At 58.2% G+C, this 24,856-nt stretch carries 16 protein-coding genes and 1 pseudogene; 7 read left to right on the top strand and 10 right to left on the bottom strand.

Going from position 1 to position 24,856, the window contains the following annotated elements; genetic code table 11:
• Positions 1 to 6 precede the first annotated feature (6 nt).
• A complete protein-coding gene (locus ACR0J0_RS13665; RefSeq protein ID WP_480664701.1) occupies positions 7 to 13,332 on the bottom strand; it encodes a hypothetical protein in 13,326 nt (4,441 codons plus the stop codon).
• Positions 13,333 to 13,787: 455 nt separating this feature from the next.
• On the opposite strand from ACR0J0_RS13665, the gene ACR0J0_RS13660 reads away from it, so the two are divergent.
• Positions 13,788 to 14,051 carry a type II toxin-antitoxin system ParD family antitoxin gene (locus ACR0J0_RS13660; RefSeq protein ID WP_480664700.1) on the top strand — a complete coding sequence of 88 codons (264 nt, stop codon included), beginning with the start codon at positions 13,788 to 13,790 and terminating at the stop codon, positions 14,049 to 14,051.
• Entirely contained in the window at positions 14,048 to 14,365 is a 318-nt protein-coding gene (locus ACR0J0_RS13655) for a type II toxin-antitoxin system RelE/ParE family toxin (protein ID WP_480664699.1), read from the top strand. Before ACR0J0_RS13660 ends, ACR0J0_RS13655 begins: the two co-directional genes overlap by 4 nt.
• Before the next feature lie 102 nt (positions 14,366 to 14,467).
• Here the strand turns inward: ACR0J0_RS13655 and ACR0J0_RS13650 are convergent, their stop codons facing one another.
• The gene (locus tag ACR0J0_RS13650; protein WP_480664842.1) at positions 14,468 to 14,617 is read right to left on the bottom strand and encodes a type II secretion system protein GspG; all 150 of its coding nucleotides are present in this window, start codon (positions 14,615 to 14,617) and stop codon (positions 14,468 to 14,470) included.
• Between the two features lie 11 nt (positions 14,618 to 14,628).
• Positions 14,629 to 14,817, bottom strand: coding sequence for a type II secretion system protein GspG (locus ACR0J0_RS13645; protein WP_480664841.1), 189 nt, complete (start codon positions 14,815 to 14,817; stop codon positions 14,629 to 14,631).
• Positions 14,818 to 14,981: 164 nt separating this feature from the next.
• On the opposite strand from ACR0J0_RS13645, the pseudogene ACR0J0_RS13640 reads away from it, so the two are divergent.
• Positions 14,982 to 15,116: pseudogene (locus ACR0J0_RS13640) on the top strand (IS3 family transposase); the annotation flags it as partial.
• Between the two features lie 179 nt (positions 15,117 to 15,295).
• Here ACR0J0_RS13640 and ACR0J0_RS13635 read toward each other — a convergent pair.
• The 3 genes from ACR0J0_RS13635 to ACR0J0_RS13625 are packed head-to-tail and all read right to left on the bottom strand — an operon-like array spanning position 15,296 to position 17,248.
• On the bottom strand, positions 15,296 to 15,667 hold the full coding sequence (locus ACR0J0_RS13635) for a hypothetical protein (RefSeq protein WP_480664698.1): 372 nt from the start codon (positions 15,665 to 15,667) through the stop codon (positions 15,296 to 15,298).
• Positions 15,654 to 16,871: an HlyD family secretion protein gene (locus ACR0J0_RS13630; RefSeq protein ID WP_480664697.1), complete on the bottom strand. Its 1,218-nt coding sequence runs from the start codon at positions 16,869 to 16,871 to the stop codon at positions 15,654 to 15,656. Before ACR0J0_RS13630 ends, ACR0J0_RS13635 begins: the two co-directional genes overlap by 14 nt.
• Positions 16,868 to 17,248, bottom strand: coding sequence for a hypothetical protein (locus ACR0J0_RS13625; protein WP_480664696.1), 381 nt, complete (start codon positions 17,246 to 17,248; stop codon positions 16,868 to 16,870). The genes ACR0J0_RS13630 and ACR0J0_RS13625 overlap by 4 nt, the downstream gene beginning before the upstream one ends.
• Positions 17,249 to 17,627: 379 nt before the next feature.
• Here ACR0J0_RS13625 and ACR0J0_RS13620 point away from each other — a divergent pair, with 379 nt between their 5' ends.
• Together ACR0J0_RS13620 and ACR0J0_RS13615 are read left to right on the top strand one after the other, a co-directional pair.
• Entirely contained in the window at positions 17,628 to 18,635 is a 1,008-nt protein-coding gene (locus tag ACR0J0_RS13620) for a helix-turn-helix domain-containing protein (RefSeq protein WP_480664695.1), read from the top strand.
• Positions 18,636 to 18,787: 152 nt separating this feature from the next.
• A complete protein-coding gene (locus tag ACR0J0_RS13615) occupies positions 18,788 to 19,084 on the top strand; it encodes a hypothetical protein (protein WP_480664694.1) in 297 nt (98 codons plus the stop codon).
• 307 nt (positions 19,085 to 19,391) lie between these two features.
• On the opposite strand, the gene acdA is transcribed toward ACR0J0_RS13615, so the two are convergent.
• Entirely contained in the window at positions 19,392 to 20,612 is a 1,221-nt protein-coding gene (gene acdA, locus ACR0J0_RS13610) for a 3-sulfinopropanoyl-CoA desulfinase (RefSeq protein ID WP_480664693.1), read from the bottom strand.
• Positions 20,613 to 20,704: 92 nt separating this feature from the next.
• Between acdA and ACR0J0_RS13605 the strand changes: the two genes are divergently transcribed.
• The gene (locus ACR0J0_RS13605) at positions 20,705 to 21,595 is read left to right on the top strand and encodes a LysR family transcriptional regulator (protein ID WP_480664692.1); all 891 of its coding nucleotides are present in this window, start codon (positions 20,705 to 20,707) and stop codon (positions 21,593 to 21,595) included.
• Between the two features lie 186 nt (positions 21,596 to 21,781).
• Here ACR0J0_RS13605 and ACR0J0_RS13600 read toward each other — a convergent pair whose 3' ends face one another.
• Entirely contained in the window at positions 21,782 to 22,417 is a 636-nt protein-coding gene (locus ACR0J0_RS13600) for a PACE efflux transporter (RefSeq protein ID WP_480664691.1), read from the bottom strand.
• On the opposite strand from ACR0J0_RS13600, the gene ACR0J0_RS13595 reads away from it, so the two are divergent.
• On the top strand, positions 22,311 to 23,213 hold the full coding sequence (locus tag ACR0J0_RS13595) for a LysR family transcriptional regulator (RefSeq protein ID WP_480664690.1): 903 nt from the start codon (positions 22,311 to 22,313) through the stop codon (positions 23,211 to 23,213). The genes ACR0J0_RS13600 and ACR0J0_RS13595 overlap by 107 nt on opposite strands.
• On the opposite strand, the gene ACR0J0_RS13590 is transcribed toward ACR0J0_RS13595, so the two are convergent.
• Positions 23,210 to 24,091, bottom strand: coding sequence for an SDR family oxidoreductase (locus tag ACR0J0_RS13590; RefSeq protein ID WP_480664689.1), 882 nt, complete (start codon positions 24,089 to 24,091; stop codon positions 23,210 to 23,212). The genes ACR0J0_RS13595 and ACR0J0_RS13590 overlap by 4 nt on opposite strands.
• A gap of 153 nt (positions 24,092 to 24,244) precedes the next feature.
• Positions 24,245 to 24,625 (bottom strand): hypothetical protein, encoded by a 381-nt coding sequence (locus ACR0J0_RS13585; RefSeq protein ID WP_480664688.1) that lies wholly within the window; start codon positions 24,623 to 24,625, stop codon positions 24,245 to 24,247.
• Between the last annotated feature and the right edge of the window lie 231 nt (positions 24,626 to 24,856).

The following is a 24,856-nucleotide window of genomic DNA, read 5'->3' as shown; positions in this document are numbered from 1 at the left end:
CATTGATTAGAATTTGACCCCGATCCCCAGGCTGACTTGCAGGCTTTCGGTGGAATCCCCGAACATGTGATCGAGATTGAGATTTACGAAACTGCTGTCATCCATAGCGTAGAGGCCCAATTCCGCGGACACCAGACCTTGCTTGTTGCCGATGAAGCTGGTGTTCGAAAACCCGCCATCGGCAGAACTTGCGCCTGAAAAGCCCGCGCTGACCGAAACTGTGTCACGAGACGAGATTATGGCACCTGCACGAAGGCTTGCGCGCAGTTTCTGTGTAGACGTGAGATACTGTTCTGTCCCGATTTCCAGCGAGGGTGTCATCGAATAGATCATGTCGCTGCTATCCTGAAGCGACACGCCGGACAGGGTTGCCTTACCGTTGCTTTCTGTGGCTAGGCGCGTCGCGTCCAATACAAGTTCCGGTTTTAGGTAGGATTTGCCGCCAGCAAACCTGTAATCGTAGGCAAGGCTGAGGCGCAGATTTTGGTGGTTCATCTTGTGCTTGATCGAGCTGACGCCGATTGTGTCGACAACCGTTCCGTTTGGCAGGGTTCCACTGATCCCGCCCGAACGAACGGTGTCATAGTCCGACCACCCACCAGAGAGCATCGCAGCGAGTTCCCAAGAGGCGATATACTTGGTGAGCGACGCTCCGAGGTTATAGCGATCACCTGTCGCGTTGTACTGTGTCCCGTTGCGAAGACTGATCTGATCATGGCCCAAAGCAAATCCGGCGTAGAGGTCATCGCCGACCGGCAGTCGGAAACCTGCGGACAGGTTGGTGTTGTTGATATCCAACTCGTCATAAATTCCGGTCTGCTCGCGGTCAAAGAAGGACCTGCCGCCCGCGAACCAGACGCAGCGGCGCGGATCGTCTCCTGACTGGTATTCAGTGTAGCGTTCGCAATTGTGCAGAGCTTCGGCAAATACTCGTGTGCCATAATACGCATCCACCGCATCTGCAGCGTAATCCGCAGTTGTAAAGCTGTCGATTGCGTTAATAACTTCGGCCTCTGTCTGCATATTGCCGATCAACGCGAACAACTCACCTTGCGCAGCTGATCCTTGTCCGTTCAGAATCTGATTGATGTAATCGCCGATCGCTGCCTGGTTCGCATTCATGCCCGGTGTCGAATAGTCCGGAGTAATCACGAGGTCTATCGAACTGCCGTCCGAAGTCGAGCCGTTCAGGCCAATCGAGTAATCCAATACAACCGTGTCCTGTATTGTCGTTCCGGCATCCGAAACGGTTCCTTCAGGATTGATAATGACCAGGGGCAGGGCGCGTTGAAGTGTGTTGAGCTGGGGCGTCAGCGTCCCGCCCATCGTGGCATTCCCTGAAACATTGATGAGGTCGCTACGACCGCCGGATGCTCCCGAGGTTAGGAAGTACACGTCGAAGACCGATGTTGCTGTCGCACCAAAGGCAAGGCTCCCAGTGACGTTCGTGACCTGGCTGACATTGTCGCTGAATGCAAAGTTGGTTGACTGAACCGTTGGGGACAGAGTTCCGTTAAGGCTCCAATTGCTCCCCAGAACCAGATTGCCGTCCACCTGCATTTGTCCGGCGGCACCCAGATTGACCGTATCCAGTGCATAGAATGTTGCACCTTCCTCAATCGTCAGGCCGTTCGTACCCGCACCAAGATCCAGGTTCCCAAGCGCCTTGCCCGCAAGCGTGACCTGATCGTTGCCGTCGCTTGCATTCAACAGCTGGTCGTTTCTGGAAAGCAGGACAGAGTTTTCAGACAAAGTCAGAACATTGTTGGTGCCACCGTCCAAGATGATCGAAGCCACCGAGTCCACCTGACCGGTGCCGCCCATGACAACGCCGTCCAGCCCAAGTGCCATTGTGTCCGCCCCGTCGCGTCCTTTGGATTGAGCGAACACCGCGATGCCCCCTTCGCCAACCGAGAGGACGTTTCCATCCACATTCAGTTCAATGGCGCCACCCGAGCCGACGCCGCCGGCCGAACCGCGGAACACCGAGTCAACGATACCACCACCGCCGCCAAGGGATTGGGCAACGACCCCAATCGCATTTTCCCCGGTCGACATGATATTGCCGGTCTGCGTGAATTTAATCTCGCCGCCGTCTCCACCATTGGCCGCCGACAGATTCACTGAAACCTGGCTGGCGTCGAGGTCGGTGGATACAAGGCCGCCTCCACCACCAATGCTTTGTAGAACAAACCCGTGCGAGCCTTTACCAGTGGTGGTCACATCACCTGTGTTGGCAGTATCGATGCTTCCACCGTCGCCGGTCGAGTCATCTTGCGCGCCTAGCGTTACGTCGATGCGCTCCAAACCAGAAACAACAGCTTCACCGCCGCCGGCACCGATGCTTTGGACGCTTTGACCAAAGGCGTGATCACCGCTGGTGAAAACGTTGCCGTTTAGGGACAGATTGATGTCACCGCCATCGTTTCTGAAGCTGGGATCAGCACCAAGAATGACCGACGCGCTCCGGTCGGTACTTGCGCCGCCATCGCTTTCGCTGTTCAGAACCAGCTTACCGCCGCCACCGCCAATGGACTGCGTCGTACCTGCAGACGAGAAGGCGCCATCGGTGCCCACATCACCAGCCCGACTGCCATCTACGTTTCCGCCGCTGGCGTCGTCCGTATTTATCGCACCCAGGCGGGCGGTTATATCTATGCCGTCGCCGTCCTGAATACCCACTGTGGTCGCGGACGTACCACCACCACCGCCGATACTCTGCAGCATCAGGGCCGTGGACATATTGCTTGTCGTGGCAATGTTGCCCTTGTGCGATTGCATAACCTGATTGCCGGCCATGCCTGACACGTCATCGCCCCCCAGTGCGATATCGCTGTGGATTACGGTGCCGGTCGCGCCAGCAGTGGACCCGGTGAAATCGACAGACGTATCGACATTGCCACCGCCCCCGTTCACGGACTGGACAAACACAGCTTCGCTGCCTGCGCCTTTGACCAGAATGTCTCCGGTCGAATTGACAGTCACAGTGCCCACGGTGCCGGTCGACCCTTCGCGCGCGCCCAACGCCTGTGAGATCGTGTAGTCAAGCGCCGAGACCAGCGGGGATGACACCGAATACCCGGCGTTGCCGCCGCCACCGCCGACGGATTGCGCGTAGATGCCAAATCCGTTCTCAGCGTTCACGACGATAGAGCCCGTATGGTCGACCGTAACGTCGCCGCCATCAGCGCCGTCTCCTCCGGATCCGCCAATGGCGATCTTCGAGTAGGACTTGCCGGTCATGGTGTTCTTGAGGTCGTTGACATCCATCGCAACGGCCAGTCCGCCATTGCCGCCGCCGCCGCCAACGGACTGTGCCATGATGCCATAAGCTCCGGCGCCGTCGACCCGGATGTCGCCGTTGTTCGTGATGACCACGTTGCCTGCAACATTTCCGCTTCCGCCTGAACCGCCGATGTTCAACTGCGCCGTCGGAGAACTGCTGTCGCCCGTCTTTAGGCGCAGCGTTCCGGTGATCGAACTGCCACCATTACCGCCGCCGCCGCCGATGGACTGCGCAAAGATACCATGGGCGCCGGCGCCGGACGTCATGATTGTACCAGCGTTGGTCACCGAGACGTCGCCGCCCGTGCCGCCGATTCCGCCTGATCCGCCCAGCCCGAATTGTAGCGCGCGACGCGTGCTGGCCTCAGCCCCGCCGTAGCGCCCGTCGACCGAGATCGTGGAGCCACCGTTGCCGCCGCCGCCACCGATGGATTGCGCAAAGATGCCGTGGCTTTCCCTACCGGTCGTGCGAATTGTGGCGTCGGCTTCGTTGACGACGGTCACCGTGCTACCGGACCCGCCGGTGCCACCAGTGCCACCGATCAGAATGGCATTTGTCGTTGCCCCGTCCGATGACCGACCCAATATGATGTTGCGCACCTGTTGCGCATCGCCGCCGCCGCCGCCGACAGACTGCGCGTAGATGCCAATGGACTTGTCGCCTGTCGTCTGGATCATGTCGCGGTTGGTGACAGAAACAGCTGCAGACATAGCTCCGGTCCCACCATTGCCACCAATGGACAGCGTCGCGGTGTTACCGATGTCTTTGCGCAGGCTGATAATCCGGTTTTCAACCAGACCACCCATACCGCCGCCGCCACCGACTGACTGTGCGTAAATGCCATGAGACATCGTGCCCTCGGTTGTGATGATGCCGTCGCTAACGACAGTCACCGTGTCCGACGTCATACCGTCGCCACCTGTGCCACCAATGTTGACCGAAATAGTTGTGCCAACTGTCGATGGATTAACGACGGCTTTGATGGTGTCGAGGTTTGACTGGCCCGCCTGCACCATACCGCCGGTACCACCCGCGCCACCGATGGATTGCGCCATCAGGCCAACCGACCGGTCTCCGAAGGTCGCAACGCGTGCCGTGTTGGAAACGTCGACTTTGCCGCCTAAACCACCGGTGCCGCCCGTGCCGCCAATGGAAAGCGCGACGGACGTGCCCTTGCCGGCGGAGTTGCTGGCTTTGCCACCATTGCCACCGCCGCCGCCAACGGACTGAGCAAACACGGCGTGGGCATCCGAACCTTCCGTGGCCACAGTTCCTGCTACCGCAGCCGTAACGTCGCCCGCCGCGCCTCCGGTACCGCCTTCAAGCCCAACGGACAGGCTGGCTTTGTTGCCTTTGCTGTCGCCGGTTTTTGGCGTGCCAATGCTGATAGAGGTCGAGGACGAGTTACCACCGCCATTGCCGATGGACTGTGCGAAGAAGCCGTAGGACCGGTTGCCCGAGGTGCGAACGACGCCGTTCGAACTTGCATAGACATCGCCACCGCTTCCACCGGTGCCACCTGTCCGACCGATCTGAATGTTCACGTTGCCGCCATCTACCGATGTGGAGGCAGAGTTATAGCCCGCGTTGCCGCCGCCGCCGCCGACAGACTGGGCGAACAGACCATGAGAGTCAGCGCCACTTGTGGTGATGTTACCTGTGTTGCGGACATCGACCGAGCCACCAATACCGCCTTCGCCAGTCCCGCCGCCGATGGCCAGGCCAAAGCCTTTGTTGGTTGCATCCGAAGCCAGCTCGTAGGTCATGCCAAGGTTCAGGGCAGCGTTACCGCCGCCGCCACCGATGGACTGACCGAATATCCCGTGGCTGCTGTCTTGCAAGGTGATGACATCGCCATAGTGATCTATATCCACAGTGCCGCCGTCTCCCGCTGTTCCGGCATCGCCGCCGATAGCAATTACAGCTGAAACACCGGTTTTGTTGCCGGATGAATCTGCGGGGTTCACCTTGCCTTCCAGCTCATCCAGAACGGCGTTGTAATTTGAAATCACGGAGTCATCGACCCCCGTGTTGGTCGGCGTTTTGCGGTCGGTTGAATCGCCGGTGCCGCCGTTGCTCTGACTGCCGGTGGTTTTGCTGATACCTACTACAGCATTGATCCCGGCATCACCGCCGCCGCCGCCGATGCTGGAAGCCTCAATGCCGTGCGATCCAACGCCGTCAGTCTGGATGGTGCCGGCTGTCGCGACTGAAGTGCCGCGTGCCACAGTGACATCGCCCGCATCACCGCCGCCCCCGCCGAAGCCGCCAATGCCCATTGCTATAGGAGAGCTGTCCTTGGTGCCGACAAAGGTCGCATTGATCCCGCCAGTGCCGCCGCCGCCGCCAATGCTTTGGGCAAAGACACCGCGGGCATGGTACCCGTTTGTCGCGATATTGCCGGTTTGCGTGACGGATACATCACCCGCATCCGCGCCGGTGCCACCGTGACCGCCCAGTCCACCGACGATGCTCAGATCGGTCTTGCCGTCGGAGTTGTTCGAGTCGCCATAGTTCAGTTGTCCGGTCACGTTCAACGCACCGTTGCCGCCGCCGCCAGCGATGGACTGCGCCAGAACACCGTGCTTCCAGTTGCCAGCTACTGAAACAGCGCCGGTATGGTCCACGGTCACATTGCCCGAAACATTGCCGTCGCCACCAAAGCCACCAACACCAAAGGTCACCGAAGGGATCTTGCCGTCTTTGCTGAGGGCAATGCCCCCGGAAACGTTCAGGCCGCCATTGCCACCGCCGCCGCCGATGGATTGCGCCATAAGACCTGCCGAGCCGTCAGTATCCTGCTTTTCTTCGTTGAAGACGCCCATATCTATGAACAAACGTTCCAGTCCGAAGGTCGACGCCAGTTCTTCGGTCTCGTCGACGATCGTGTCCCCAAGGAAATCGCGCAGTTTGTCTTCGAAGGTAGTGTCGTCCGGGATCGAGATGTCGTCGGGGTTGGTTGTCACCGTGATGTCGGCCTGCGATGTAACCGTTACATCACCAGCTTTGCCGCCATCTCCTGCAAATCCGCCAACGCCAACAATCAGCGAGCTGTCCGAGACTATCCCTCCGGACACGTTCATCCCGCCATTGCCGCCGCCACCGCCAAGGGATTGCGCCAGCAGACCGGATTGCCCGGTGCCATGCGCCCTGATTGTACTTCCGGCCTCGATATCCACATCCACGTTTCCGGCATCACCGCCGCCGCCGCCGAAACCGCCGACACCAACAACAACTGCGTAGGACTTGCTGCTATCCGTCTGGCCGGCGCCGGGTTTTCCGCTAATCGCCAGTCCGCCCGATACGTTGGTACCACCATTGCCACCGCCGCCGCCGAGGGATTGCGCGATAATGCCGCTTGCCCCCTTGCTTTCATCAACTGCGAAAGAGCCGTCTGTTTGCTGAACCATCGGAACCGCCTGAACGCTTCCGGTGTAGTCCAGATCGACCGCGCTTGCGTCACCGCCCGATCCACCGAATCCTCCGACGCCTGCGGCGACTGAGAAAATCGTATCGGATCCCGATGGTTTTGTGAGAGACAAAGTGCCCGAGATGTTCACGCCGCCGGTTCCACCGCCACCGCCGAGGCTTTGAGCGAACACGCCGTGTGATCCGTCACCTGCGGTTACCACGTCGCTTTCTACGTCCAGTGAGACCGTACCGGCATCACCGCCGCCACCGCCAAAGCCGCCAAGGCCTAGACCAACTGCAGCTCCGGATTTGCCAGTCAGACTGACCGCGCCGGAAACGTTGAGACCGCCATTGCCGCCTCCACCACCAACGGACTGAGCCATGACGCCGATGCTGTCCGAACCCGTCGTAATAACCGAGGTTGCGCCGCTAGTGCCCGTGTTGGATCGGAGGGTGCTTGTCACATTGCCACCATTACCAGCTCCGCCGCCGAAGCCGCCAACACCCAAGCTGATAGAGCCACCGTTTTGCTGACTGATGCCAAGCGATGCCGAGATGTTTGTGCCGCCATTGCCGCCGCCGCCGCCAAGGCTCTGCGTCAGAATACCTGTACTGCGGTCACCTTCGGTTCTGACGCCACCTGTAATGGTCGATTGGACCAGCGTACCGGCATTTGCGCCGCCGCCGCCAAACCCGCCGACGCCAATTCCCACTGCCGCGTTCGTTGTTCGGGACAGGGACAGGGCGGCCGAGATGTTTGTGCCACCATTGCCGCCGCCGCCGCCAAGGCTGTGCGTCAGTATGCCGACCGAGTCGTCGCCGGTTGTCGTGACATTCCCGGTGACACGCTGCGTGACGTTATCCGCCGCGCCACCGTCGCCGCCAAACCCACCAACGCCGATGCCAAGGCCGCCCGAGAAATTGCTGGCAACGGAAATCGCGCCAGAGATGTTCGTAGCGCCATTGCCGCCACCGCCGCCGAGGCTTTGTGCGACTATGCCGGCAGATCGGGAACCGGCCGTGCTGACATCGCCCGCGTAGGTGTTGTCGACTACGCCGCTTGTGCCGCCACTGCCGCCAAATCCGCCGACACCGATACCGGCAGCGCCAGACCCGGTGCGGGCAATGCTGATCGCGCCCGAGATGTTGAGGCCGCCATTGCCGCCGCCGCCGCCTACGGATTGAACCAGAACGCCAGTTGCATTCTCGCCTGCAGTCGCAACATCCCCGGTGACCGACCCCGTAGCGGAGCTGGCATTGCCGCCATCTCCGCCTGAGCCACCGATGCCGACCCCAACTGCTCCGCCGCCGGTGCCCGACAGGTTCACGGCCGCCGAGACGTTCAGCCCCCCATTGCCGCCGCCGCCTGCAGCAGATTGCACAAGAACACCACCTGAATTGTCGCCAGCAGTTGTGACGTTGCCCACCACAGTACCTTTGGCAGTATCCGCGTTGCCGCCGCTGCCGCCGCTGCCGCCAAGTCCAACGGATGCACCGCCGCTGCCGGTGCCAGCCACCGTGACGGTGGCCGAGACATTCATGCCGCCGTTTCCGCCGCCGCCGCCAAGGCTTTGAACGATGACACCGCCCGAGTCGCCGCCTTGTGTCGAAACGTTCCCGGTCAGAGTCGCCTCTGCGGTACCGCCATCACCGCCCGTTCCCGATGCCCCGCCAAGGCCGACCGATGCGCCGCCCGATCCGGTTCCTGCAGCCGCAACAGCGACTGAAATGTTCATTCCGCCATTGCCGCCGCCGCCGCCAACGGATTGTGTTAACAAGCCAGTAGAGGTTTCGCCCAATGTCACGATGTTTCCGGTGACATTCGCAGTTACCGCAGACGCGTCGCCGCCACCTGTTCCGCGACCTCCCAGCCCCACAGCGGCGGCACCGGACCCAGTACCTGCACCGGTTAGGGAAGCAGATACGTTGAAGCCGCCATTGCCGCCGCCGCCGCCAATGGATTGCGCGACAATTGCGCTCGACTGCGCGCCTTCGGTCCGAACGCTGTTTTCGACGGTCAGGCCAACAATGCCACCATTGCCGCCGCTGCCACCAGAACCACCCAAACCGACGGTGACAGTTCCTGCGCCGGTGCCAGCGCCCGCAATGGAGGGCGAAACATTGAAGCCACCGTTACCACCGCCGCCGCCTACGGATTGGGCCAGAATACCTACGGACGCGTCGCCTTTGGTTACAACATTCGCCGTTGTTTTGGCCGTGACCTGGGTGCCGTTGCCTCCGGCGTCACCTGACCCTCCCAGGCCAACTGACAGCGACCCCGCAGCGGTTCCCGCGCCAGAGATAGTCGGGGAGACATTGAATCCGCCATTGCCGCCGCCGCCGCCGAGGGACTGTGCAACAAAACCGCCTGAGGCAAATCCATCGGTCAAAATAGTTCCGTTTGACGTCAGCGTGACATTGCCACCGTCACCGCCCGTGTCGCCCGAGCCGCCCAGCCCGACACCGATTGCGCCGCTCGCCGTTCCTGCGCCAGAGATCACAGCGGACACATTGAATCCGCCATTTCCGCCGCCACCGCCGATGGATTGCGCCACGACGCCAGACGATTGATCGCCTTGGGTTTCAACTGCGTCGTTAGAGGTTGCGATGACCGTGTTGCCGTCACCTCCGCCTGCGCCAGCACCTCCCAGCCCAACAGAGACCGCGCCGCCCGCGGTGCCCGATCCCTGGACTGACGCGCTGACGTTAAAGCCGCCGTTACCACCGCCGCCACCAACCGACTGTGCCAGAAACGCTGTAGCAGAGTCACCTTGGGTCAGGATTTTCCCGTTTGAAGTCAGGGAAACAGTGCCACCGTTTCCTCCGCCATCTCCTGTGCCGCCCAGCCCGACGCTGACTGCGCCCGAGCCGACGCCTGCACCGCTGCCAGTGCCTGAAACGTTAAAGCCGCCGTTACCGCCGCCGCCGCCAATGGATTGGGCGACAACACCGGACGACCGGTCTCCGGTCGTGGTAACACTTTGTGTTGTGGTAAGCTCGACTGTTCCTCCGACCGCGCCGCTGCCGCCATTACCGCCAAGTCCAACCGATACAGCGCCGCTGGCCACACCCGCGCCAGCTAGCGAAGCGCTGACGTTGTAGCCGCCGTTACCGCCGCCGCCGCCAACGGATTGCGCCAACACGGCCGTGGAATCCGCGCCACCCGTGGTGACTGTCCCTGTGACACGCCCGGTTACTGATTGGCCAATCCCGCCACCGGATCCGTCGCCGCCAAGGCCCACGGTGACGGCACCTCCACCTGCGCCTGCTCCCGCAATCCCTGCAGTGACATTGAAACCGCCATTACCGCCGCCGCCGCCAATAGACTGGAACACGACGCCGCCTGAATTGTCGGACAGCGTTGTGACATTCCCTGCAACCTGACCTTCGACAATGCCACCGTTGCCGCCTGTGCTGCCATCTCCGCCCAGACCGACTCCGATTGTACCGGCACCGGCACCACCCGCTGCGACGCCAGCAGTAACATTGAAGCCGCCATTGCCGCCGCCACCGCCGATGGATTGGATTACCACCCCGGTCGAGCGCAGCCCTTCGGTGCGAACATCGCCATTCACACGAACACCAGTGACGGTCCCGCCGATGCCGCCGCTGCCGCCGTCGCCGCCCAGACCGACGTCAACGGTGCCGGCACCTGCACCGCCCGCAGCCAGACCAGCCGCAACGCTAAATCCGCCGTTGCCGCCGCCGCCGCCGATGGATTGCACGATCACAGCTCCGGAATCGTCGCCGCGCGTTGTGACGTCCGCGTCAACCTGCGCGGTCACCGCGCCGCCCGCGCCACCGCCGCCTGCTTTTCCGCCAAGACCTACGCTGACAGATCCCGCCGCCGCACCGCCGAAATCAGCGCTGGCCCCGACGCTGTAACCGCCGTTGCCGCCACCGCCGCCAACGGACTGTGCGACGACACCGCTGGAGAATGCGCCGCTGGTTTCAATTGTATTTCCGCCGGCAATCAGGGTGACGTCACCGCCAATTCCTGCGCCGCCGCCGTCTCCGCCCACGCCAACGTTAATTCCGACTGCGGCCCCTGCGCTTGCGCTGATCCCGGCAGCGATACTGCCGCCGCCGTTTCCGCCGCCACCTCCGACGGATTGCGCGATCATCCCGCTGGAGTTCGTGCCCGTCGTCGTTATGTCCGCATTAGTATAGACGCGGACGAGACCACCATCCCCGGCGCTGCCGGCCTGACCGCCGAGACCAACAGAGACATTTCCGGAAAACAGAGCCGAGGCACCTCCGGTCGCTGCGACAGCCAAACCACCGTTACCGCCGCCGCCGCCGACGGACTGGAACAACATACCGGTCGAGCGGTTGCCGGTGGTGACAACGGTGCCTTCGAAACCCGCAGCCGTGCCAACACCGCTGCTGTTGAATTGGCCAACGGTAACAGGCCCGCCTATGCCGCCCGTGCCGCCGTCTCCGCCAACCCCAACGGCCAGTGATCCGGAAACCGGACCGCCGGACACTGCGACTGAAACGGCATATCCGCCATTACCGCCACCGCCGCCGACCGACTGCAGCAAGATCCCAACGGAATCATCCCCACTGGTCTGCACAGATGCCGAATTGGTGCCGGTCAGAGTGACTTCTCCGCCATTTCCGCCATCACCAGCGGAACCCCCAACCGAAATTGACGCGGCCCCAAATGCGCCGACGGCGACTGAAACTGCGCCACCGCCATTGCCGCCACCGCCACCGACAGATTGAGCAAAGACACCCGTCGAGCGATCACCCGATGTTTGGATGGATGACGGTTGGGTGTTGTCAGTGTTGGACAAGGTGACGTTGACGTCACCACCTGCGCCGCCGCTACCGCCGTCACCGCCGATTGCCACACCAACGAATGCACCGACAGATCCGGACGACCCGCCATTGCCGCCGCCGCCACCGATAGACTGGGCCAGAATGCCCATCGCATCGTCTCCGGTTGTGGTGATGATCCCGTCATTCACGATGGTCACGTCCGAACCGGCGCCACCGCCACTGCCGTTACCCCCAACCGAGACCATGCCGCCGGACGATCCGCCGTCTCCGCCGCCGCCGCCGATGGATTGGGCAATGATACCTCGGGCACCGTCGCCACCTGTCACGATGCTTCCAAAATTGCTTACACTGACTGCAGCGCCTGATCCGCCTCTGGACCCGGTTCCGCCGATCGCGACAAGTCCATATGAGTTCGCGCCAGTACCGCCGCTACCGCCAATGGATTGAGCCATGACACCGTCCGCGCCGGTTCCTGAGGTCAGAATAGTGCCAGTCCCCTCGATTCTGACGCTGACATCGTCGCCGCTGCCGCCGTTCGATCCGACCCCGCCCAGCGATAGCGAAACCAATCCGCCTGCGGTTCCGCCCGAACCGCCGCCGCCGCCGACCGACTGTGCAACAATCCCGCGCGAGAAATCGCCGCGGGTTTCAATGGCACCAGCGTGCGAGACAATCACCTCACCGCCATTGCCGCCATTATCTGCGCCGCCGATAAGCGACACCAACAGGTTTCCGCTTGTTCCCGCAGACCCGCCCGATCCACCGACCGACTGAGCATAGATACCGTTTGCGTAATTCCCAGTCGTTAAAATGCTGGCGCCGGACTTGGTGTTGACTGTTACAGTTCCGCCGTTGCCGCCATATCCGCCGTCACCAGAGGACCCGACCAGCCCCCACTGAGAGCCACCATTGCCGCCGTTGTTCGACACGCTAAGCGCGTAGATGCCGTCGGCGGAATCTCCGGTTGTTGAAATCGTACCTTCTTGGGTGACCGTGACATTACCCCCGTCGGCCGAGTGTCCGCCGGTGCCGCCGCCCGGGGCCGCGAAACCGCTGCCGCCGTTTCCGGCCTCACCGCTGCGGCTAAACGCGAAAATACCCTTGTTGCCGGAACCTGACGTTTGAATGGTGCTGCTGGCCGCCTGCGTCGCGTTGACCGTGCCCCCTTTGCCACCGTCGCCACCATCGCGCCCGTCCCAAAAGCTCAGATACGAGTCACCGCCGTTCCCGCCGTCGCCTCCGACACTGCCAACCTGCCATCCAATGTTACTGGTGGCATTGACATCCCCGCTCAGGGTTTTTGTCTGAGTGGGCCCTGTGGCACCATTGCCGCCTGAACTTGGCGGTACAAACAATGCGCCATCCCGACCGTTGCTTCCGTCCTGACCGTAAACAACCTGATCCACGCCATTTGGTCCCGAGACATCCACCGGCGCGGTCACGCCACCCGGAGTGCCGGAACTGTTGAAGCTGCTGTTGTACTGCGAAACGGTCAATTGGGTGGACAAACTGGCCGTGCCCGAAGCACTCGAATTGCTGATTTGTGCCGTCGTTCCGGTTATGGAAACAATTTCAAAAGCAGCCGGAGGATTGTCAGAATTGTAGATCGTATCGCCCGCATCTTTCACGAGAAAAACGTAGCCGTCGGCTGTTTCCACAAAGGCCGTTGTTCCGGCGGTTGGGGTCGAAGCCGGGTCTACGATAAGCGCGCTGACCGTAGTGTCCAAGCCGGTTACAGGATTGGTAACAGTATCTCCAACTATTGACGAAGATGTCGGGGCTGCCAGAGACTGTGTTGAAATCAAAGCGAAAAATGAAACAGAAATTAGGAAGTTTGATTTGATTTTCACCCGTGCACTCCGCAACCGACTTTGCCAAAACCGACGGGCATAAGCTGCGCTCGCAAAGAACGACAACCTATTTTTTGACTTTTCCCCATCACCATCTCAGGCAGGATATGCACAAGTAAAAGGAGATTATTTTTTTATTGATCGCTCTTTTGTGGATTCGCCACGCCGTTTGCACAAATGCAACATCTGGGACGCCAATTTAGGATCGTGGTCGAGTTTGCCTGAGACCTGAGACCAAGTTTGCGAAGCGGACAGGTAGAGAAACACATGCTAAGTTGCCGCTATTCCCGCGCGGCACCACTCAGCAACTGTTTCTAGAAATCCATGTCCGACACGTTCGCGGATCTCAGGGTTTCTCCCTTGTCTGAAAAACTCAAATCCTCTGACGGACACAGCGTTCTGCCACTTGACTTGATTGTAGGTATGACCAAGTATTACTTCGAAAGGAAGGTTCGATGACCGTCAAAACCACGCTCAGCTTTACTGACCGGCACCACCAGTTTCTTAAGGATAAGGTGGGTGAGGGTGTCTATGCTTCGGCCTCTGCCGCGGTGGCTGCCGCAGTTGAGAGGATGATCGAGGATGAGCAAGCCCGCGAAACCGCGCTTGAGGCTATGGCTGATGAAATCCGACGCCGTGCAGACACTCCGCGTGAAGCATTTGTTGATCATGACAGTGTGTTCGCAGCCGCCATTCGCGGGCTGGATCCCTCCGATTGACCTACCGCCTGCGTTACCACCCTGCAGTCGCCGATGATCTAAGTCTGATTGCAGAGTTGATTTCGGACTACGCGGGGACTCGGGCAGCGCGCCGCAAACTCGACGAAATCGCGCGCGTTGCGCAGGGGTTGCAGGACTTGCCACATAAAGGGTCTCGGCGGGATCACATTTTACCTGGCCTGCGTGCCATTCCAGCCGCCCGTCGCGCCGTCATTGCCTTTACGATTGATGAGGACGCGCAAGAGATCCAAGTGCTTACCATCGCTTATGCCGGAGCCGACTGGATCACGCGGGCCGAAACGCGCCGGCAATAATCCATTGGCAAGCGCTTCGCCTCAGTCCATCAGGCGGTGAGTTATCGATGGCTTGTCGCGATTGCGGCAGCGCATGTCGACCACGTTATTTCCAGTTGTGTGCTAATTTGAAGCGACGCCGGCATCTTCTCCGCTGCCGCCGCGCGCACCGTCGCGGCCAAGACTGCTTACACGCGGCTGGCCCTGATCGTCTGGTTCTGTATAGATATAGGCACGACCACAAGGATCGATCATCCCGTCCGCATTATCCAGATACGGCCCGATCAGGATGGGTCCCCCGGAGGAGAGCTGATTAGAACATTGAGATCTTCGGAGTTGGCTGTGTATTGACCGGTATCAATATCGAACAGCTGCAATGCGCCGCCGATTTGTTTCACCTGTAACTTGGCAGTCTCGGACTTCGCTCGACCTAGATAACCAATCAAACGCGGCCCCGCCACAGCCGCAATCATGGTAATGATTGTCAGGACAATCAAAACCTCAAGGATCGTTGCGTCACTCTTTGCGGTCCACTTATGATCTGAGGATTTCTGTCTAACGTCAGCCCCTTCCGGACGGATTTACGGGTTTGAGCAACGAAGGATTTCTGGTTCATCGAAGCCTATATGGAGCGAAGATGACCAAGAAAACCAGAACATCGAAGGACGCCGCTGACAAGTTGGTCAAGGGCATCAAGCGTAAGACGCGCAAGCACTACTCAGCCGAAGAGAAGATCAGGATTGTCTTGGCGGGTCTGCGGGGCAAAGAAACGCCCATTGGCGGGGCGGAATTGAACGACAGACGAGGAAAGCTGGAAAACAAACCGCCCACAAGGCACTCTAGTGGCATGCGCATAGTCGGAGTCCTGTTATGCCCCAATACAACGATATGTTCGAACTGTCTGTTGAGGACATTGATCTTATAGAAGTCTCACTGAGGCGAGCCTTGAATTCATTGTCGCATGAGGCCGCTGACGAAAATGAAGACGATAAGGCGGAAAGGGAAGACGCCCTTCATCGCATTCAAGATCTTCTTGGTCGGCTCCACGATCAAAAGATCTTCTACCGCCCAAAGGATGGTGTTTACGTTGGCGGCTAAAGGACTGTTTTTTAGGTCTGGGCTTACGATTTGATAGTTCTTGTTGGTTACCGTGGTTTTCTGGCCCAACAGACTGCGGTAGCGGACCCAGCCTAGAAATGACCGGTTTCGAGCGTCTTGTTTACGCAAAAGATCACAAAATGCACCAATAAATGCGTCTCCCTGCAAACGCTGGGAGACGCGGGCTTTAGTCAGGTTTTTTGCTGGGAGATCAAGCGTGTCCACCGCCGATCAATCCGATGCCAGAAGTTAGGCCAAACCACGCTTTGATCCGCAGGCCAACTGCCTTGATGATCCCCATGGCCTGGATTCCGTGCGCGACAATTGTGCCTTCCATATTGCCTTCCAGGTTGGTGGTGTAGGACTGCACAATACAACCGCTGCCTGGAACCAGAAGGTCACGGTGTTCCGGATGCACAAGGTCAAGATGTACGACGATCTGGCCACGTTTCACCTTTTCGCTGGGCTCGATCAGGCGACCGCTGGGTGCAAGTTGGCCGGAAGAGATCGAGTCCTGAATACGCACGATCCGCGCAGGCAAGATGGTATTGCGCATCGAAATGTTGAAGTTGCTTTCGCAGGCCACTTCAGCCGCCATGCCTTCGTACAACTCGGTGCGCGAGACCTGCGAGAACCCGGCAACGATACGTCCGCGCTCAACATCTTTTCGGTCCGGTACAATCAGCATGGCGGGGCTCATCGCTGCCTGGGCTGCGCGTGATCCGACGTTGAGCGTGACCTGCTCGACAACTCCATCGACAGAGCTGAGCGTGAGTGTTTTGGCCAGTTCCACCTCGGCCTGTTTCAGCGACGCGCGAGCAGATGCAAGCTGTGCCGGCAACACGGCAGTCGCCTGAACCTGCGCCACACCCAATTGAGTTGTAGCAGCCTCAACTTCCGCTTCCCGGGTTTCCAGTGTGGCCTGGGCCCGTTCCAACTGGCTCACCTGGAATGCGGCGGAACTTTTGGCTTGAAGGGCGCGATGATCCATCAGAACAAGCTCTGCCTGTTCCCTCGCGGTCACTGCGGCGTCCAGCACGGCCTGCGCAGTTTCGACCTGAAGTTCAGCGGCCAGTTTCGCGCTTTGGATTTCCTCAACTTTACGCGTTGCGAAATCCACGGCAGCTTTTTCGGACGAATTCTCGACTGCAAATAACGGATCACCCGGCTCTACGAGATCGCCACCTTTTACATAGACTTCTGTGACTGTTCCGCCATTCTCGGCCACAACCGGAACGGTTCTGAACGGCACAAGGCCTGTGTAGGACTTGGGGTAGTAATAGAACACGGCGAAGAAGACGATCAGGGCCAGCACGAACCACAAAAAGATCGCCCGATGCACGTTATATAGAGTAACGGGTATTCCGCGCCATTTCAGGTAAATCACGCGCAGAACGAACGGGAAGGATGTAACGAGAAGTTCGATCATTTTACCGTCTCCTCATCGGATGGGCGCCACCACAGCATGAAGTCGCGGGCGATTGCGGTCAGGATCAGGGCAGCCGGCAACAGATTGCTGAAATGGCTCAAGGCCGGCATCAGTTCGTAAGCCAAAGCGACACTCAGCATTACTGGAATAGTTGTGCGCAGGGGCGTGCCGATTGCCTTGTGCTCGGTGTAACGGTCAAAGCGGGCATAGAGGTGAACGATCAGCAGGATCGCCAGGAAGAAAACGATCAGGCCGACCCAGGCGTAGCTGTCGGTCTGGCCGGGCGCGACCCACCAACGGGGGTCGCCGCCAGCGGCGAAGGCGGGGGTTGAGATGACGCCGAGTGCGGCGGCCATCAGGAACGCAGGTGGTTTCATGTTTCAGGTCCTTTTGCTAACGCAGCCAGGATGCGGCTGTAGTGTTTTGAACGATTGGAAGGTCAGCTTCCGGTTGGTTGTTGTGTCGGTTCAGAGGGCTGTTGCGGCGGGACGTAGGGCGGGTCCCAACGAGGCCCCTTAGGCGTTTTCTCGCCAAGTGCCCGTTTCAGCGGCACGTGGACATTTGCGCCGGACCACTCATTTTTTGCGGACGCGTGGATTGCTTTGAAAACGCGGTAGTACCTTGCGAAGTAGATCATGGTCTTTTCCTTTCTGATGACCGCGAACTAACCACCATCGCGCTGGCGATCCTTTGGGTTCTGGACATTTGTTGTTGGCTTCTGGACAATTGCCTGCATTGTCAGGGGAGGAAGCACAGGTGCCACGCATCAGCGCGTACAGACTGCAACATGTCGGGCGTCTCTACGCGCAGCAGCCCGGTGCCCGCATTCCGTTTCCTGAAATTCTTGAAATGGCGGGGGCCCCGTCGGACGTGATCGAAGGGCCCGATGCGACTGTGGAGCTGCTGCATGAAGCGGGGGCAGTTGAGACCGCGTGCCGAGTGCTTGAAGACAAGACTTTTGCCGCTCACGTTGGTTTGTCCGCGCAAGGCCCCGGAACGCTGCTTGCGTATATCGTACGGGCTGCCGAAACGATTGAAGACGCATTGGCAATGACCCAGCGGTTTTACGCGATGCAGGACCCGGATCTGCGACTATACGTGGTCGGAGCGCCGGATGCTCCAAAGATCACGCTGGAAAGTAACGTGATCCCAGCTCATCAATATCCTCGACATCGCGAAATGTTGCTGTTTGGTCTCTATAGGCGCGTGCAACAGATCACGTCTGGCGGGCTGGGACCCATTTCTATTGAGTTGGAAACGGACGACGCCGAGCATTGCCGATTTCTGGCCGAGATGGCGGGTTGTGCCGTGGAAGGTTTCAAAGCGGGTTACGCGCTGTGCTTACCTTCGAACGGCATGAGTTTTCGGATCCCGACCGCTGACCCTACCTTGCTGGGGCACTTGCGCAAGCACGGAGAAGAGCAGTTGAAAGCCCAACCGGACGTCGTCAAGAGCCTCGCGGACCGCATCGTGGACATGCTTGGCGAACGCCTTCCCGGGCCAATCCCGAACGGGGATGAAATAGCCGGCGAGCTTGGGCTGACCCGGCGTACGATGACACGTCACCTGTCAGCCGAGGGCACAAGCTTTAAGCAGCTGTTGGAAGGCGTGCTGTGTGATCTTTCCAAACGAATGCTGCGCAGTGGCGAGGGTGTCGCGCGCGTAGCTTTCATGCTTGGTTTTGCAGATCAGGCGGCTTTTTCGGTGGCGTTCAAGCGCTGGACGGGTGAGACGCCCGCCAGGTTCCGAAAGGCCGGTCGGTAAGTCCATTTGTTCTTTGAAACCCACAGATCCTGAAGATGTCCAGGATCCACAAAACCTTGTCCCGTCTCCAAAAGAATACCCGCCATCGGGCCACCTAGTTCATGGGCACACGGCAGCCGCAGTGGTTGCTGACCAGAACAAGGATGAACCCAATGAAGACCTCAAACAAGAACCTCTTTATCGCACCAATCTCCGGAGCAATCCTGATCACAATGGCGGCCGCAGCCCAGGCGGACTACGTCACTGACAAAGCCATCAAAGGCGCGGTTGTCGGCGCCACCGTTGCCGGTATTGCGGGCGAAAGCATCGTAGGTGGCGCTGCGGCCGGTGCTGCAGTTGGTGCTGTGGGCGGCGCGATCCAGAAAGACAACTTTGAAGATGCCCAGGACCGCGCGGAAGAGCGTCGCGATGACTATAAAAATGGCGATCACTGGAGCAATCAGGACTAATACGAAATCACCAACGCAGCTATCGCCGCAATAGGAGGAAGCACATCAGATAAAACGACGACCGGTCAGGTTTTGTTTCTGTATAAGCGCCGTTGAAATTCAGGCGCTGCTTGGCCGGCTACCCCGCACAGTTTCTACTGAGTTGCCATCCAGCCTTCAAAAGGGCTCGGGTGGCAACTTTATTTTGAGCCATTTAAACAAAGAAAATGTCTATTTCTGTGCGAAACCATGTTGGGCGCCTAACCCGTCATGCGTGTTTATAAACGTGTCAAACTCGAACAGCTTATAGCGAGAACCGGGCGTCAGGTTAGTTCGTAAACGAGGACCGACCCGCCAGCTTTGCGTATCCATCCCTTGTTTGCGGTGTTTTGATACCCAACAACGAACCTGCGACCTGTGTTTTCAAAATCTGAGCAGTGCCGCCACCGATTGTGAACATTCGGACGTCGCGATACATCCGTTCGATCGGTTCCTGGGCACCATATCCACGGGCTCCGAAAATTTGCAGGGCGTCATTGACCACTTTCACCGCCTGTTCGGAGGCGAATGCCTTTGCCCGAGCCGCCATCATCATGTCAGGAAAACCAGCTGAACCCAATGCTTGCACAGCCTCGTGCAACATCAGACGAGACGCATGAACCGCTGTGTCCATATCCGCAATCATCCATTGTAGGCCCTGGAACTCCTGCAGCGGGCGGCCAAATTGGTGACGTTCGCGCAGGTATCTTTTTGCATGTTCCAGCGCACCTGATGCAATGCCCATGGCAACTGTTCCTGCGCCAACACGCTGACTGTTATATGCGGTCATCAGATCCGCAAAGCCGCGTTTTATCCCTGAGGGAGTTATCAGTGCGAACCGCTCATCAACTTCCAGATCGGAAAAGCGCAACTCAGCTTCGGGCATACCGCAAAGACCCAAGGTCCGCTCGTGGCGGATCACATCGAACCCTTTGGGGGCGATGCCGTTTTCAGGGTCAAAGTGAACCAGAAAACCAGTTATCCCTTTGTCTTTTCCGTCGTCATCCAAAACGCGCGCAAAAATCAGATAAAGCTTCGAAACGCCGCCACCCGTGATCCAGTGTTTTGTGCCGTTTATCAAGTACTTGCAGCCAACACGCCGGGCGGTCGTCTGCATCTCGGTCGCAGCGCTGCCCGCGGTTGGCTCTGTTATGCAAATTGCGGGCTTATCACCTGAAAGGACAAGCGGAGCTACAAAGGCGCGCTGTTCGTCTGTTCCGTACGCCATGATTGCGCTGATGCCGCCCATATTGGCCTCGACCACGATCCGGGCGCTCAGTGCACAGGCTTTGGCGATTTCCTCGACCGCCAGAACCACGTCAAAATACGAGGCTCCCAGCCCCCCGAACTTTGTCGGGATCGTCATCCCCATAAGCCCGGCTTCGGTAAGTTCGCGCACGTTTTCCCAACAATACGTGCGGTTTTCATCCCAATAACCCGCTCGTTCTGCAAACCCGGCGGCCAGTTCGCGAGCAATTGCCTGATACGAATTTGTTCCTTGATCAAACATTGGGTCATCCTCTCTGCTCACGAGTATGTGAGGTATGACATGTTTTTTTCAATCGAATTTACTTTGCCATTAAATTAAGGTTTGTTGAATTTATGCAAATTTCAGCCTTTGAAACTCTGGTTACTATCGCGCAACAAAGCTCTTTCACTCGCACAGCGGAAATCCGAAACATGACGTTGTCGGCGGTGAGCATGCAGATGAAGTCCTTGGAAGAAGAACTTGGGGCTCAATTGTTCGATCGCAGGTACCGACCGCCCAAGCTGACCCCGTTGGGAATTCGGGTTGCCCAGGACGCAAAGACCATAGTCGATGCCTTTTCGGTTTTGAAATCGCGCTGCGTGTCAACGCATGAACTAACGGGGTCCTACCGGATCGGATTTGTCCCTTCTGCTGGCGCTCGGATCTTGCCCAGATTTCTCACGAGCGCCGCGAAGATGGCTCCAAAAGCAGTGTTCGGCACAAGTACAGGACTGTCCGAGGCATTGTGTGAACAGGTGCGAAACGGCCAACTGGACGCGGCTGTTGTAACGGAAATTTCCGAAGCAACATATGGGCTGTGCTGCGAAACGCTTATCCGCGAAGAGATGGTGGTGACAGCGCCATTGTACAGCAAGGCCGGCGGGCTAGCTGAGCTATCTCAAGCCTATCCCTTTCTGCACTTCATCCCGTCGTCGGGCATTGGAAAACTGATCGCCCAACATTGCGACCAAATGCAATTGAAGTCCGATGATGTGATCATCCTGGATAATATCGAAACGATCGTGAACTGCGTCAAACACGGGATCGGATACGCGCTTTTGCCAAAAGCGGATGTCATTCGTTACGGTGCAGACCAGGTTCTTGTCTTGCCCTGTGAGCCTCGGCCATTGTTTCGAAACATCTCGTTGGTGACACGTGAAGACGCTTTGGCAGACGTCTGGCGTCCAAAATTGAAATCGCTACTCGAGGCAGACCTTAACGGTGCCAAAAAGGTGAAGACCTGAGCTGACCGTTCCCGAACGCATTCTGGGACAATTCACTGGGCGGCAAATGCGAACAAGTGTCCGCAAACGGATAGAAAGACTTGGCATCGGGCGCTCGATCAAACCGGCCGGATGTCGTCAAATCTTGTATTCCGCGACGGGTTGTTTTCACTCGGCGTCGACGACGCGGGGTTACAATTTGCCCGGTCAACACACCGTCGGGTTGGTGAGTTTCACGCGACACCAATCAAACACAATATTGAAGAAAAATGTATAGATGAGAATAAACACGATCAGCGCTGCTTCCAGTTTCATTGCGCCCCTTATTGTCAGACCCAGGGCCCAGGCAAGAACAGGCAGGGTCAGCGCGACAAATGTCCCCTCGAACAGCAAAGCATGAACAACCCGCACCGCCGCCGACTTGTGCGTGTTTCTGCGGATGTTCGCCAGGTACCAATCGAACCCTGTGTTGAAAACCACGTTCCACAGCATCGCTGCCAAAGAAAAGAACACACCTAGGATCAGTGTTTTGTGGACATCAACATGCGAGATCATCGGCAGCAATAGCGCAATGCCCAAAAGCGCGAAGACCTCAAACAGTACTGCGTGTACAACCCGACCGCCAAAGCTCATGTGTGTTCTCCTGAATTTATGTCCTTGTAACGGTTGTACTTGGGTGGAGAGATCAATAAAGGTGGATACCATATGGTAAATAGATAGATGGCAGAGCACCGCTATGCGCGCATCGTTTGAGCAATTAGAGGCATTCGTCGCAACCCACGGCGAGGGGTCATTTTCCGCGGCAGCCCGAAAATGTAAAAAAGCGCAATCGGTGATCAGCACATTGGTTGCCAATCTTGAGGTCGATTTGGATCTGACGCTTTTCGACCGTAGCCGAAGGTACCCGACCCTGACCAAGGCTGGTGAGGCGTTGATCTCGCAGGCTGAAATTCTGTTGGAACGCCGCAGCAGGTTTCTGGCCGTTGCCGATGCCTTGTCCATGACCGTAGAGAACCGCATCACGCTTGCCATGGCGCCGCATATCAAGCTGGCCAACCTAGGAGAGATCATCCGCGCGTTCAGCGTTGAATTCCCATCCGTTGATGTGGAAATCCAGTCATTTACCGCCGGGGAAATTCAACGGCTGGTCGTTCAGGGCGCGGTGGATCTGGGTATTATTCTGGAACCCGAGGGTATCCCAGAAGCGCTCGACTTTCGCTCGTTGGGAACTCTGAGGCTGGTCTGCGTCAGCCATCCGGAAAGCCCGCTGGCGAATATGTCGTCGGTTTCATGGGAGGAGTTGCGCCTGCATCGTCAGATCTTATTGAAAGAGGCCGATAATCCCAACAGTGCGATCCTTAAGGCCTCGCCATCGATCTGGCAGGTCAGTACCACAGCCGAGGCCATCGAGCTTGTGCAGGCCGACCTGGGGTGGTCGGCGCTGCCCTTGCATGCGGTAGATGCCTTCATTCAAACTGGCGCCCTTAAAATCCTGCCGCTGCAATTCGAGACCAAACCTTATGCCGAGCGCGCGGTGGATATGGTCTGGTCATTCGAAAGGCCGATGGGCCAGGCAACCGCCAATCTGGTGAAAAAACTGGCAAAATCCGCCAATATTCAGAACTCTGCTTCGGCTTAAGCTTCCTCGCGAAGCTCTTTGGCGAATGAGGAGATCGTGTATTTTGGCGCGCCAAGAGCCTCCCATGTTTCACCGGCCACTTGTTCTTCCTTCAGTTGCTGAACGAATGTCAGAACGTGCTCAATAAAAGTGGCCTGATCTTCCGGCAGGCCCATCTGTCCAACCGCCTCCATCGGCAATTGAATGACTTCTGCCTCGGGGGCGTAAGTCTCCAAAAATTCGGTCGCCGCTTCGGTGTAAGTTTTGGCTTGCTGGCCCTGAACCGCGAATTCTTTGTTTTTGGCCGCATCATTGCCGATGGCATTGAACACCAGTTCCGCCAAGTCGCTGGAGTTTGTGAACCAGATCGGATGGACGTGATTTCCGATCACGGCCAGTTGGTTATCCATCAAAAGCTTGGGTAGTGAATCCAGAAAGAACGAGCAATAGAAGAATGTATAAGGGATACTGGACGCTTTGATGGCGTCGATCCCATGCTTGCGGATCGCATTGGTTCCATATGCCAAGCCTTCGGTTGAAAACTCGGGATAGGCATAGTCAACACCTGCAATTTGCATGATGTGCTGAACGCCGACTTCTTTTGCTGCCGCGACGATATTGATCACGCCTTCCCGTTCGGTGTGGAAGGGCAGGGTGGTGTCCAGCGACTCGGTGTTCAGTGTGATGTAAAGCGTCTCAGTCCCTTGCAAAGCTGATACCAGGCTGGCCGGATCAGATACATCTCCCTGCACAAGGTGAACCCCTGCGGGCAGCTTTGTTTTTGCCGCTTTCGGGTCCCGCACGATGGCGGTCACTTCCGCGACTTTTTCGATGAGCTTGGTGGTAACGCGATGGCCCAGATGCCCGGTGGCGCCGATTATGGTGATCTTCTTTGTCATAGTGATATCTCCTGTTTCGGCGATGCTTCTACAGGTGTTGGGGCGATGTGTTTAATTACAATATATCTAGTTGATAGATAGTATTGAGGGAAAGCTTCTGATCAGCCGCATATTCCAGTTGCTCGCCTAGATCGCAGAAAATAGGTGGCTGGGTCAGCTACAAAGCCTGCGGCGCAATCCAAGGCAAGTGCTATCCAATAGCAACTGGCCGTTTCCAACAGGCGGACACTCGGAACCTTTTGCCAACGCGACCAAATTTGCGACCACCTTCAAGGTCAGAAGCCGCAATGGCACGATTGCCTTGAAATACCTGACTTGATTTTCGTTCACATTCCGGTCGCAGCCCTTTGTGTCCTGTGCAATCAGGTTTTCGCCGATGTATTTCAGCGCAGACGGGATGATTTCCGTTGGTGCATCCAGGAAGTGGACGCCAAATTCGGACAGTTCTTCCATGTACTTTGGGTTAAAGACCAGCTCCCGGGAACCGATGGGAGCATCTTCCCTAAGAAACTCGCGCACGCGGGGAAGGTTCACGCCGATTCTGGTGGGCCCCACATATTGGTGACGGAATGGTCAGTTACGCCAGAGTAGACGCCCGTTCTGTTGCGGATCGCGCCCCAAAGATGGTTCGCGTTGGGCAGTTTCGTCATGTTGAATGGCTGAAAGACACGTGCCTGAATTTGGCGTTTAAAAAATGAGGCTGAAGGCACGACAACGCCATAGCCTGCGTTTCCGGCCAACAGTTTGGTTTTTAGCGTTTCGTTG

The sequence above is a fragment of the Ruegeria sp. BF12 genome (assembly GCF_056538705.1).
The sequence above is the reverse complement of the archived record's forward strand: the minus strand, read 5'-3'. Positions and strand labels throughout refer to the sequence as shown.